This is a genomic window from Streptomyces rugosispiralis (genome assembly GCF_024505145.1).
Classification (GTDB): domain Bacteria; phylum Actinomycetota; class Actinomycetes; order Streptomycetales; family Streptomycetaceae; genus Streptomyces; species Streptomyces rugosispiralis.
This window is the reverse complement of record NZ_JANIAA010000001.1, coordinates 140,596-152,745: the sequence shown is the minus strand read 5'-3', so window position 1 is coordinate 152,745 and position 12,150 is coordinate 140,596. Positions and strand designations below refer to the sequence as shown.

11 protein-coding genes and 1 pseudogene are annotated in these 12,150 nt (G+C 70.6%); 6 read left to right on the top strand and 6 right to left on the bottom strand.

Annotated features, from left to right (window positions below; all coding sequences use genetic code 11):
* Window positions 1-77: 77 nt before the first annotated feature.
* The gene (locus tag NP777_RS00695; RefSeq protein WP_256647996.1) at window positions 78-1,385 is read right to left on the bottom strand and encodes an amidohydrolase family protein; all 1,308 of its coding nucleotides are present in this window, start codon (window positions 1,383-1,385) and stop codon (window positions 78-80) included.
* An 80-nt stretch (window positions 1,386-1,465) separates the two neighbouring features.
* Between NP777_RS00695 and NP777_RS00690 the strand changes: the two genes are divergently transcribed.
* A complete protein-coding gene (locus NP777_RS00690; RefSeq protein WP_256647995.1) occupies window positions 1,466-2,011 on the top strand; it encodes a MarR family winged helix-turn-helix transcriptional regulator in 546 nt (181 codons plus the stop codon).
* A 30-nt stretch (window positions 2,012-2,041) separates the two neighbouring features.
* On the opposite strand, the gene NP777_RS00685 is transcribed toward NP777_RS00690, so the two are convergent.
* Window positions 2,042-3,322: an amidase gene (locus tag NP777_RS00685; RefSeq protein ID WP_256647994.1), complete on the bottom strand. Its 1,281-nt coding sequence runs from the start codon at window positions 3,320-3,322 to the stop codon at window positions 2,042-2,044.
* 11 nt (window positions 3,323-3,333) lie between these two features.
* On the opposite strand from NP777_RS00685, the gene NP777_RS00680 reads away from it, so the two are divergent.
* Window positions 3,334-3,666 (top strand): isochorismatase family protein, encoded by a 333-nt coding sequence (locus tag NP777_RS00680; protein WP_256647993.1) that lies wholly within the window; start codon window positions 3,334-3,336, stop codon window positions 3,664-3,666.
* Between the two features lie 107 nt (window positions 3,667-3,773).
* On the opposite strand, the pseudogene NP777_RS00675 reads toward NP777_RS00680, so the two are convergent.
* Window positions 3,774-4,432: pseudogene (locus NP777_RS00675) on the bottom strand (NIPSNAP family protein).
* Window positions 4,433-4,564: 132 nt separating this feature from the next.
* Between NP777_RS00675 and NP777_RS00665 the strand changes: the two are divergent.
* Window positions 4,565-5,563 carry a helix-turn-helix transcriptional regulator gene (locus NP777_RS00665; RefSeq protein ID WP_256647990.1) on the top strand — a complete coding sequence of 333 codons (999 nt, stop codon included), beginning with the start codon at window positions 4,565-4,567 and terminating at the stop codon, window positions 5,561-5,563.
* 352 nt (window positions 5,564-5,915) lie between these two features.
* Complete coding sequence (locus tag NP777_RS00660; protein ID WP_256647989.1) at window positions 5,916-7,457, top strand: HAL/PAL/TAL family ammonia-lyase; 1,542 nt, start codon at window positions 5,916-5,918, stop codon at window positions 7,455-7,457.
* Between the two features lie 118 nt (window positions 7,458-7,575).
* Here the strand turns inward: NP777_RS00660 and NP777_RS00655 are convergent, their stop codons facing one another.
* Both NP777_RS00655 and NP777_RS00650 read right to left on the bottom strand, forming a co-directional pair.
* On the bottom strand, window positions 7,576-8,001 hold the full coding sequence (locus tag NP777_RS00655) for a RidA family protein (protein ID WP_256647988.1): 426 nt from the start codon (window positions 7,999-8,001) through the stop codon (window positions 7,576-7,578).
* A gap of 62 nt (window positions 8,002-8,063) precedes the next feature.
* On the bottom strand, window positions 8,064-8,738 hold the full coding sequence (locus NP777_RS00650; RefSeq protein ID WP_256647987.1) for an HD domain-containing protein: 675 nt from the start codon (window positions 8,736-8,738) through the stop codon (window positions 8,064-8,066).
* A 71-nt stretch (window positions 8,739-8,809) separates the two neighbouring features.
* Here NP777_RS00650 and NP777_RS00645 point away from each other — a divergent pair, with 71 nt between their 5' ends.
* Together NP777_RS00645 and NP777_RS00640 are read left to right on the top strand one after the other, a co-directional pair.
* The gene (locus tag NP777_RS00645) at window positions 8,810-9,742 is read left to right on the top strand and encodes a GlxA family transcriptional regulator (RefSeq protein WP_256647986.1); all 933 of its coding nucleotides are present in this window, start codon (window positions 8,810-8,812) and stop codon (window positions 9,740-9,742) included.
* A 216-nt stretch (window positions 9,743-9,958) separates the two neighbouring features.
* Entirely contained in the window at window positions 9,959-10,783 is an 825-nt protein-coding gene (locus tag NP777_RS00640) for a class I SAM-dependent methyltransferase (RefSeq protein WP_256647985.1), read from the top strand.
* A 226-nt stretch (window positions 10,784-11,009) separates the two neighbouring features.
* Here NP777_RS00640 and NP777_RS00635 read toward each other — a convergent pair whose 3' ends face one another.
* On the bottom strand, window positions 11,010-11,915 hold the full coding sequence (locus NP777_RS00635) for an NADP-dependent oxidoreductase (protein WP_256647984.1): 906 nt from the start codon (window positions 11,913-11,915) through the stop codon (window positions 11,010-11,012).
* Window positions 11,916-12,150: the final 235 nt, after the last annotated feature.

Sequence of the window (12,150 nt, the reverse complement as noted above, 5' to 3'; positions counted from 1 at the left end):
CGTCGGACAGGTAGAGCAACGATCAGAATCCAACAGACCTGAGCCCAAGCCGGCGAGCGGGGTCGGCCCGGTCGTGCTCATCGTGCCGGGGGCGTCCACGATCCGTCGACCGCGATGCCGGCGGCCGTGGCGATCCGTTCGCGGGACTCCAGCAGCCGGGCGCGCAGCGCCGGCAGGTCCACACCGAGCAGCCGGCCGTCCCGCTTGACCGCCCGGCCGGCGACGAAGACGCTGTCCACCAGGCCGGGGTGGCCGGCGGCGACGATCGTGCCGACGGGGTTGCCGACCGGGAAGACCGAGGGGTCCTCGGCGTTGAGCAGGATCAGGTCGGCGTCCTTGCCCACGGTGATGCTGCCGGTTCGGGCGTCGAGTCCGCACGTTCGGGCGCCGTCCACCGTGGCGAACTCGACGAAGTCCCGTGCCGTGAGACCGCCGTCCAGACCGCGCTGCACGGCGAACGCCGTGCGCATGGTCGAGAACATGTCGCCACCGGCGGACGGGCAGTCGTCGATCGACAGGGACGGGCGGATTCCGGCGGCCAGCATGCGGCCGGTCTCGGGCCAGCCGAAGCCCATCTTCAGCTCGACGTCCGGGCTGACCGTCACCGAGCAGCCCGCATCGGCCATCATCGCCACCTGGTCGTCGGAGATGCCGTTGCCGTGCACGAAGGTCGTGCGGTCGTCCAGCAGCCCGCGGTCGCGCATCTCGGCGATCGGGCGGTGGCCACTCGGCCAGCCGGTGGCGCCGTGCACGTGCACGCTCACCCGCAGCCCGAGCTCCCGTGCCAGCGCGACATCGGCTGCGGTGGTGTCCATGGTGGTCAGTTGCGGTCCGCGCAGGCCCAGCACCATGCCGTCGTCGGGCAGTTGGGACCGTACGCGGGTGATCTCGGGTGCGATGTCCGGCTCACCGGCCATGCCCGCGCAGTAGCAGAACACCGAGTGACCGGGTGCCTCGCGCAGCGCCTGGAGCGCGGCGTCGGCGTTCTCCGGGCGGTCGGAGCAGTGGAACCAGTCGAGCATGGTCGTCACGCCCGAGGCGAGCGCCTCGATCCGGCCGAGCAGGTTGCCCAGGTACACGTCCTCCGGCTGGTAGTGCGGCCGGAGCGTGCCGTGCATGGCGACGCCGTACTGGTCGAACGTCCAGTCCGCGCCGATGCCGCGGAACGCGGTCTGCCAGGTGTGCCGGTGGGTGTCCACGAAGCCGGGCATCACGATCTTGCCGGTGGCGTCCACGACCTCGGCGTCGGCGGTGCCGGCCGCGTCGAGGGTGGTGGCGACCGCCGCGATCCGGCCGTCCTCGATGAGCACATCGCCCTGCCCGAGATCGCCGACGGCCGGGTCCATGCTGACCACCATGCCGCCCCGCAACAGTTTCCTCATCATGTCCTTCCTGGAGTTGACGCATCAACTCTAGGAAGCGCCGAGTTGATGCGTCAACTGGCTTGCCCGGTATGATTCCGGCCATGGTGGAGACCCATACGCTGGAGCCCGAGGAGTGGGAGTTCTGGGACACTCATGTGCGCGCTCAGCGCCTGCTCACCCGGGAGCTCGACCGTGGTCTGCAGCGCGACTGCGGCATCTCGAAGGCTGAGTTCAGCGTGCTGGTGTCCCTGTGGCGGGCGCCAGGTCGCGAGATGCGCGTCGGCGAGCTCTCCGAGTCGCTCGACTGGGAGAAGAGCCGCGTCTCGCATCAGCTGACGCGCATGGAGAACCGGGGTTTCGTGGAGCGGACCCGATGCGGGGCCGGCGGCCGCCGCACCGGGATCGGGCTGACCGCGAAGGGCCGCCGCGCCGTGCAGAGCGCCATCCTCGTGCACGCGGGCAACATCCGCCGCTACTTCCTCGACTCGCTCACGCCCGAGCAGACCGCGGCCATCCGGGCGTGGAGCGAGCAGACGATCGACCACCTCGACCACGTCGAGCGTGTCGAGCGTGTCGACCACGTCGAGCGCACCGAGCCGGGCCACGACGAGGCCACGGGCGAGACAGCCGACGACGACGTCACCTGATGGGGCCGAGGCCCGCGCGCATGCGACGGATCAGTGCCGCGCGAGGTCGGGGAAGCGGTGGCGGACGGGACTGACCGACTCGAGTGCCGCGCCCAGGCGCAGCACGGTCGTCTCGTCGAACGAGCGGGAGACGAGCTGGACACCGATCGGCAGGTCGCCGTCGCCGGTCCCGAACGGCAATGACAGCGCGGGCAGGCCGGTGAGGTTGAACGGCGCGGTGGCGCGCATGATGCCGGTCGCCGGTACCGTCCGGTCCCCGACACGGAACGACGGCCGCGCATGAGGCGGGGCCGGTACGGGACACACGGGGCACAGCAGCGCGTCGTAGCGTTCGAAGTATCCGGCGAACAGCCCACTGAGGGCCTCGACTTGCTGTTGCGCGGCGACGTAGTCCGCCAGCGCCACCTCCGGAGCGCTGATCGTGCGTTGCGTGACGGTGTGCAGTTCGGACTCGCGGCCGGCGGCCACACGCCGGAAGTACGGCACCGTCTCCGCGGTCAGCAGGACCGCGCCCAGCGCGATCGCGTCGATCGTCTCCAGCGTTTCCAGGGGAGCGGGTTCCACGGTGCAGCCGGCTTCGCGCAGCGCGTCGGCCGCGGCCGAGACCGTGGCCGCCACCTCATGGTCCACCGGACCGAATCCGGGTTCCGTCAGCCAGCCGACGCGCAGCCCGGTCACCTCCTTCGGGGGGTCGGTGTGGGGCGGTGAATGCCGCACCTCACCATCCGCGCCGTCGGGCCCGGACAGAATGCGCAACGCCGTCGCGATGTCCCGCACACTGCGCGCCATCGGGCCGACATGCCAGTAACGACGGGGCACGTCCGGCCAGTGTCCGGTGATCGGAATCCTGCCCCGGGTGGCCTTCAGGGCGACGATCCCCGTGTCATGCGCCGGGCCGCGCACCGAGATGGCGACATCGCTGCCCAGCCCGAGTGGTGACATCCCGGCGGCGATCGCGGCCGACTCGCCGCCGCTGGAGCCGCCGGGTGTCCGTTCGGCATCCCAGGGGTTGCGGCACCGGCCGACGAGCAGGTTGTCGGTCTCGGTCCAGTAGGAGAACTCGGGCAGGTTCGTCTTGGCCAGCGGAATCGCACCGGCCGCCCGAAGCCGCGCCACCACGGTCGCGTCCGCCGCCGCGACATGGTCGCGGAACAGCGCGGAACCACGCGTGGTCACGACACCCTCGACGTCCAGCGCGTCCTTGACCGTGAACGGCACACCGTGGAAGGGCCCGAGCGGGGCACCGGCCGCGACCGATTCATCAGCCGCTCGCGCGGCGGCGAGTGCCTGTTCGGCGAGCACGGTCACCATCGCGTTGAGCCGTGGGTTGGGCCGTCGAGGCCACCGGCCGAAAGAAGCTGATCTTCGCAGGGGTGTCGCTCGAGGTGTGCGCGGCGCTGCCCGCGATCGCCGCGACGGCCGCCGGATACGACGCCTACGTCGCCGTCGACGCCTCCGGCACCTTCAGCCAGGCCAAGCGGGAGGCCGGACTGCTGCGCATGCAGCAGGCGGGCGTCATCGTCAGCGACTACGCCACCCTCATGGTCGAGGCCCTGGCCGACAACGCCGCCCCCCGATCCGCCGCCCTCTACGCTGCCCTGGACATGCCGTTCGCCGTCCTGGCGGGCCAGATCTCCGTGGCCTACCAGGCCTAGGTCCCACCACCTGGCCGACCGGTCCTCGTCCGCCGCGCTCCTGGGGCCCTTCAGGTTGTGCCGCCTCGGACTCCGAGCGTGCGAGGGCCACTCCCCGCCTACCCGGGTCAGGGGGTGAGTGAGCGGCTTGTGGGTGTCAGCCTCAGTGTCCTGGGAACTGCCGTCTGCTCTCTTCTGACGCCCGTCAGGATTTCCCGGGCGCGGGGGTGGTCCTGTATCTCGGCGAGGTGTCGGCGCCGCGCTCGTTCGTCGGGGTACGAGGTGAAGACGGCGGCGACGTTTTCTCCGGTGCGGACAGGCAGCCTGGCGAAGGTGTTGTGCGCGGTCTCGGTGGTGAGGGCGGCCAGTGGCGCGGGTCCGGTCTCGTGGAGCACGGGCAGAAGACCGTCCCGGATGAGGGCGATGCCATCGGGCGCTCCGGGAGGGAAGGACCATATGGTGGCGGAGACGAACCGGTCCGGTGCCGGTGCCCCGGGTTGGGGCCGGTGGGAGGAGCGGACGGTGAAGCCGCTCCCGGCCGTCAGGGGCCGTAGCAACAGCACATCGTCGGAGTCGGCCATGGTGGCGTTGGCCCGGGGACCGGGTCGCGGAACTGGCCGAGTACGACCATCCCCGTCTCCTCCTGCGTTTCGATGAACTCCCGGTCGAAGAGTTCGATGAGTTCCTCACGGCGGCCGGGCCGCAGCGTGTACTGGCGAAGCTCGATCACAGCAGGGTGATGGTCGGCGTCGGTGGCGGCGTCGGTGTCGGCGTCGGTGGGGGACATGGCGAAACTCCTGTCCGGGGGCTCTTCTCCAGGCATGGATGTCCGGCGGGTTCGGTCGGGGCCGGACACCGATCGACGCTAGGGGAGCGGTGTGCCACCTGCTGTCAGGGTTTTTCGAGGAGAATCGCACCCATGTCCGCAGGCCGATTGCTGTCGCTTCTGTTGTTGCTGCAATCCCGCGGCCGCCTCTCCGCACGCGCGATCGCCGGCGAGCTGGGGGTGTCCGTGCGAACCGCCTATCGCGACCTGGCACGCCTGCAGGCAGCCGGGATCCCGGTCTACGCCGAGCCGGGCCGCGCGGGCGGCTATCAGCTGCTCGAGGGCTATCGCACCCGTCTGACCGGAATGAGCGAGGGCGAGGCACGGGCACTGTTCCTCGCCGGACTGCCCGGCCCCGCCGCCGATCTGGGCCTGACGGCGGAGGTGAGCGCTGCGCGGCTGAAGCTGCTGGCCGCGCTGCCGGCGCCACTGCGCGAGGAGGCGGCACGGACCGCGTCCGTGTTCCACCTGGACGCCCCCGCCTGGTACCGGGAACCCGAACCGACCCCGCACCTGGCCGTGTTCGTCGACGCGCTGCTCACCGGGCGTGCGGTGGACGTGCGCTACCGCCGGTGGCGCGCCCCGCGGGAGGTCGGCCGCCGTCTGCGCCCCTACGGCCTGGTGCTCAAATCCGGTATCTGGTACCTCGTGGCCGCCGGGGAGACCCGGACCGCCACCTACCGGGTCGCCCAAATCCTCGACGCCGTGCTGAGCGAGGAGCGGTTCGACCGGCCGCGGGGATTCGACCTGGGCGCGTACTGGACCTCCTACCTCGAGGATTTCCACGCCCGCCGCTACACCGGCACCGCCACCATCCGCCTGTCCCCGCGGGGACGCCGGCGCCTGCCCGACAACGTTCCCCCGGAGGTGGTGCGGGCAGTGGACTCCACCGCGATCCCCGTCGGCGACGACGGATGGATCGAGGCCGTCATCCCGACCGATCCACTACGGTCGAGGCTTTTCCGGGGCGTCGTAAGTAGTGTCAGGCCGCTCCGTCGTTCACGGCTCTGGCCACATCGGACTGGGTGTTGCAGTCGCTCTCGCGCGCGGATCTCGTTGTCGCTGGGCGCGAGTTGGCCCCGGCCTTGGTGACAGGCCGATGGCCTGGGCCAGTCGTGGGGGCGCCGGGCGGCGCTGATCGCTTGAGGCGCTCGGCGGAGGCTGTCACGTCGGGTTTGCGGCTGTCGGCACCCGGCATCCGCAGTTCGCGGTGGCCCGCCCCCTGGATCGTGTAGCCGCCCTGGCCCTTGCCAGATTTTAAATAGAATGATTCATTCACCTTGTCTAGTGAATGAATACATGTCGAGCGCGAGGGGTGTCCGCAGTCTTCGAGCTGACGGAGCCGACCCTCGTCGGGACGCGTCTGGCGCCGCCCGTGCAGACCACTCCTCGACCGGCCCCATCGCCGACTGCTGACCAAGCTGACCAACTTGAGAGGATCCCCATGGATGCCCGCGAGATCACCACTGTCACCTTGGGTGAGGGTCTGATCGCCATCGAGCAGTTCGTCGCGGTCGCTCGGTACGGAGCCCGGGTCGAGTTCGACGCGACGTATGTCGACCGGGTGCGCAAGTCACGCGCGTTGGTGGAGCGCTTCCTGGCTGAGAACCGCTTGGTGTACGGGGTTACCACCGGATTCGGTGACAACGTCACGAAGGTGATCGACCCGGCGGATGCCGAGCGGTTGCAACGCAATATCGTGCGCTCACATGCCGTTTCGGTCGGCGAACCGCTGCCCACCGAGATCGTCCGCGCCATCGCGCTGATGGAGCTGGTCGGTCTCGGCGAAGGCTATTCCGGCATCCGGTTCGAGACCCTGGAGCTGATCCGGCGGATGCTCAACGCCCAGGTCACGCCGCATGTGCCCGGTGAGGGTTCCGTCGGCTACCTGGCCCCGGAGGCACATATGGCCCTTGTGCTGCTGGGGGAGGGCCGGGCCTGGTATCGCGACGAACTGCTGCCCGGGGCCGAGGCACTGCCCCGGATGGGGGAGCAGCCGACCCGGCTCGGCTGCAAGGAAGGGCTGTCGCTCACCAACGGGACGCACTCCGTCACCGCAATCGCCGTCCTGGCCGCCTACGATGCCGGTGTCGCGGCGACCACCGCCGACGTCGCCGCGAGCCTGTCGGTGCAGGCACTCAAGGGCACCGTCCGCGCCTACGACGCCCGGCTGCAGGAGCGGAAGCGACACCCCGAACAGGCCGCGGTCGCCGAGAACCTGCGGCGGCTGATCGAGTCGAGCGCGATCAGCGCCGAGTTCCTCGACCATCGGCTCCAGGACGGCTACTGCCTGCGCGGGGTCCCGCAGATACACGGCGGTGCGAAGCGGGCGCTCGCGCAGGCACGGGAGGTCATCGTCGAGGAGTTGCACTCGGTGGGCGACAACCCGGTCATCCACCCCGAGGGCGAGGACGGGGTGGCGCTGATGGGGGCGAACTTCGACAGCACGTTCGTCGGCATCCAGGCCGACGCGATGGTGAATGCGATGACAGTGCTGGCCAAGGTGGCCGAGCGGCGCACCGATCGGATGGTCAACAGCCACTTCAGCGAGCTGCCCGCCTTCCTGGTTCCCCGGCCAGGGCTCAACAGCGGCTACATGATCGCGCAGTACACAACCGCCGCGCTGACCATGGAACTGCGCGGCATGGCGGTGCCGGCGTCCGCGGACACCATCCCCACCTCGGCCAACCAGGAGGACTCGGTCAGTAACGCCTATCTGGCGGTGCTGAAGGCATACCGGGCGGCGCGCAAGCTCGGCTACATCGTGGCGATTGAGCTGATGTGCGCCGTGCAGGCGCTCGACCTGCTCGCACCGCACTCGCCCTCGCCGGCCGCGAAGGCGCTGCGGGCCCGAATCCGCGAAGCCGTACCGACCGTCATGGAGGACCGGGTCTTCCACGCCGACATAGAGCACATCGCCGAGCTTGTGCGAAGCGGGGAGGCGCTGCGGTCCGTCGAGGACGTGGTCGGCCCGCTGCACCGCTGAGGCCGGGCGCCGCGCGGCTCGCGCACGTTGCGACTCGGCGCCGTCGTGCGGGGTCTTCATGACGAACCGCACCGGGCGCGGGGCCGGTGGGGCCGGCCCCGCGCCCGGGAGAAGCGGTCTATCGGGATGCGTCGCCGGGGTAGGCGGCGGTCGCGCGGATTTCGACGAGGAGTCCCGGGCTGGCGAGGCCGCTGACCCCGATGATCGTCCAGGTCGGGTAGGGAGCCTCGACGAGGCGCTGTTTGGCCTCGACGAAGCCGGGCAGGTGCTGGCGGATGTCGACGTGGTAGCTGGTGACGTCGACGAGGGCGGACAGGTCGAGATTCTCCAGTCGAAGGATCTCCTCGATCTTCCGGATGGCGATCTCGGTCTGCTCCTCGATGGTGTCCGGGATGGTTCCGTCGGCGCGGCGGCCGATCGTTCCGGCGATGAACAGGAGGCCGTGCGCGCGGACCGCGGCGGAATAGCCGAAGCTCGCGAAGGCGCTGGTGGTCTGCCCGAAGACGGCGTTGTCCTCGGGGATCTCGACGGTCTGGACGGTCATTGCGGTGTTTCCCTTTCCTTGTTGAGCGGGTCGTAGCGCCCGTGGGGTCAGAGCCCGTGGGGTCAGTTGCCCCAGCGGGACGAACGGCAGGCGTGCTCCAGCCGGGTCCGGCCGAAGGTCTGGCGTTCGCGGAGGAATTCGCCGGGGATCGCGTACCGGGGCGCGTTCATCGGGTTTTTCGCGGCCTGCGCGACGATCGCGTCGGTGAGTGAACGGATCATTTCCAGCCGTGGGTAGGCGGCGTGGACGGCGTCGGCCTGCTCGTCGGTGACGGCTTCGACGTGGTTGGCGCCGAGCGGGCCGCCGAAGTCGAGGGCGACGCCTTCGCGGACGAGCGAGCACAGCGTGCCGCGGCGTTCCGCGATGCCCGGGGAGGTGTGCAGGGCGATGGCCTGCCAGACCTGGTCGGCGTCGGCCGCGGGCACTCCGCGGTCGACGAGGAACGCGGCGGCCCGGTCGGCGCCTTCGACCTCGAACCGCTGGCTGTGCGGGCCGTCCGGCGCCACGCCCAGGTCGTGCATCGCGCACGCGGCGAACAACAGGTCGTCGTGGTAGTCGTGGCCGACGGCCAGGCCGAGGCGCTCGGCCACCAGCCGGGCGAACAGGTAGCTGCGGATGCTGTGGTTGAACACGGATGGCGTTTCCACCGGCCGGATGAGATCCATGACGGCATCGGCAAGCGGTGTGCCGGGCAGCGTGATCAGGTCGGCGGTCGCCTCGCGGGTAGGTCCGGTCATGTCCTCAGCCTGGCCGCGACCGCCCTGACCAGGCGAGAGGCAAAATTACCTCACTTCGATAGAATCTTGCCATGACAGTGCATCGAGTCGCGGTCCTGGTGCTGGACGGGGTCACCCCGCTCGACCTGGCGATCCCGACGCAGATCTTCAACGCCCGGCCGGAGACCCCCTATGAGCTGACCGTGTGCGCGCTCGATTCGCAGGTGGCCACCACGGCGGGCTTCGCCCTGGTCGCCGGTGGGGACCTGGAGCGGGTGCGCGCCGCCGACACCGTGATCGTGCCGGGGTACGAACCGCTCCTTCGGCCGCCGGATGCCGTGCTCGGCGTGCTGGCCGAGGCCCGTGACCGGGGCCGGCGGGTGGTGTCGATCTGCACGGGCGCCTTCGCGCTGGCCGCGGCGGGCGTGCTGGACGGGCTGCACGCCACGACCCACTGGAAGCACATCGATGAGCTCGAGCGGGACTTCCCGGCCGTCAAGGTCGACCGCGACGTGCTCTATGTCGACGAGGGCGACGTGCTCACGTCGGCCGGGGTGTGCTGCGGCATCGACCTATGCCTGCACCTCGTCCGCCGCGACCTGGGGGCGGTGGTGGCCAACCAGATCGCTCGCGGTCTGGTGGCCGCCCCGCATCGCGACGGCGGGCAGGCCCAGTACGTACCGACTCCGGTCGTGGTGGCCGGTGAAGCATCGCTGTCCGGTACCCGGGGATGGGCCCTGCAGCGGCTCGAGGAGCCGCTCACGCTCCGCGTGCTCGCCCGGCACGCGGGGCTCTCGCAGCGCACCTTCATGCGCCGGTTCACCGAGGAGACGGGCACGACCCCGTTGCAGTGGCTGCTCAACGCCCGTCTCGGCAAGGCGCGGGAACTGCTGGAAACCACGGACCGCTCGGTGGATCAGGTGGCCCGGGACTGCGGGCTGGGCACAGCCGCCAACCTGCGGCTGCACTTCCGGCGCACACTGGACACCACCCCCACCGCCTACCGCCGCACCTTCACGCACTGACCTCGCCCGGAACGCCTATACGGATCTCTTTTCCGCCGGGGCCGGAAGCCTCCGACCGCCCAGCTCGCGGGCGACCGGGCGGCTGCCTTCGAGTGCGCCGAGCAGGCAATGGCGCCGCAGCGCCCACATCACCCGGTGTGGTTTCCGGCCACGGTCTGCCCGGCGACATTCCTGGGGTTTCCCTGCCTCCTGCGGGATGCCTGCGATAGTGAGTTCATGACCGACGCGTACGAGCGGATGATGCGGGCCAACCAGTCGAACTGGGACGCCCGGACCCCCGTCCACCTCGCCAGCCGGTTCTACGGGATCGACGGGGAGTCCGACCCGTCCCGCTGGTTCGCCGCGTGGGAGTGGGACGACCTCGGCGAGCTGGCCGGGCGCGACGTGCTGCACCTGCAGTGCCACCTCGGCACGGAGACGATCGCCTTCGCGCAGCGCGGGGCGCGGACCGTCGGCCTCGATTTCTCCGCGGCGTCTGTGACGGCGGCGACCGGCATCGCGTCGGGTGCCGGCTTCGACGTGAGGTACGTACAGGCCAATGTGTACGACGCCGTGGAGGCCCTCGGCGGGCGGCGGTTCGACGTCGTCTACACCGGCAAGGGCGCCCTGTGCTACCTCCCCGACCTGGACCGCTGGGCCGGTGTCGTCGCCGGACTGCTGCGTCCCGGCGGCCGCTTGTACGTCGTGGAGTTCCACCCGCTCCTCAACTCGCTGGGCCCCAAGCCCGCCCCCGGAGAGGGACCCGAACTCCTGCTCCGGCATGACTACTTGGGCGGCAGCGGCCCGGTGCACCGCGACGCGACACACACCTACACCGACGGCCCGGCCGTCGAGGGCGCCACCGACAGCTACGAGTGGATGCACGGGCTGGGGGAGGTCGTCAATGCCCTGATCGGAGCCGGTCTGGACATCCGACGGCTGCGCGAGAGCCCGGAACTGCCCTGGCCGCGCTGGCCCCATATGGTTCGTGGCTCATCCGGCTGGTGGCGGCTGCCGGAGCCGGGGATCCCTCTGCTGTACGGACTCTTGGCATCCCGCTGAGCGAACGGCCACGGTGGTGACCTATACGGGGGCGGGGCTGCCGCGAACCCCCAGGGCCACCGCAGTGTGCGCGGCGCGCTCGTCCGTGGTCCCGCTGTGCGGTGTTCGGGGTTCAAACACCGGGTGATCTACGGGCCACTGAGCATCAGGCCCTCGCGCCGGTGGCGGTCGTCATGCCGGCTTCCCGCGGCCGAAGCCGTGGGAAGCCCCGAACGGTGGGACAAGCTCAGACGCGGACCACGATCTTCCCTCGCGTGTGTCCGCGCTCGGCGTACGCGTGCGCTTCCGCGATCTGTTCGAGCGGGTAGGTCCGCTCGATGCGCGGTGTGTAGCGGCCTTGCCGGCCGAGTTCGCCCGCTTCGGCGAGGAGCGTGGAGTCGTTCTCCGCGTTGGCCAGACGCACACCCAGGCGATGCGCGTTGGTGTGGTCGGCGATCGTCGACACGCGAGCGGGGTCGCCCACGATCGCGACGAGATCGGCCAGGGACCCGGAAGCCGCGGTGTCGAGCGCGATGTCGACACCGTCCGGAGCCAGGGTGGCGAGGCGCTCCGCGAGGCCGGTGCCGTAGGTGGTGGGAACGGCTCCGAGAGAGGTGAGGAACTCGTGGTTGCGCTCGCTGGCCGTCCCGATCACGGTGGCGCCCTGAGCCACCGCGATCTCGACCGCGGCACTGCCCACGCCTCCTGCGGCGCCCTCGATGAGAAGGGTGCGCCCGCGCAGGGGACCGAGCGCCTTCAGCCCGCCCATCGCGGTCACGGATGCCAGACCGGCGCCGGCGGCCTCCTCGTCGCTCCACGTGGTGGGCGCGTGGGCCCAGGCCGAGAGCACGGCCAGCTCCGCTGTCGCGCCGGTGACGCCGCCCAGCCCGAAGACACGGTCGCCGATGCTCACCCCCTGCACGCCCGCACCCAGTTCGTCGACCACGCCGGCGGCGTCACGCCCGGTAATCGCGGGCAGGTCCACCGGGAGCACCTCGCGCACCGCACCGGAACGCACCTTCCAGTCGACGGGATTGACGCCGGCCGCCGCGACACGGATACGGATTTCGCCGGGCCCGGGATGCGGCTCCGGCACCTGCTCGACCACAAGGGTCTCCCCACCGCCGTACTCGTGATAGCGGGCTGCGCGCATGACGTTCTGCCTTTCCGACACGGCCTGAACTGGCCGTTCGTGGCTCAGTGGCCTTGTGAATGATCGGCGGGCGCCGACGCACGCTACGCTAAAACCTGACGTTGGCGTCAGGTGCAAGTCGGGTTCAGGCGGCGGTACGTGTCGTGGTCGTAGCCTCGGCCGGTCAGGACCACGTCCGGGCGGCGTCCGGGCCGGCCTCGCTCCTGCCGCTGGCGGTCTTCGGCATCTCCTCGCG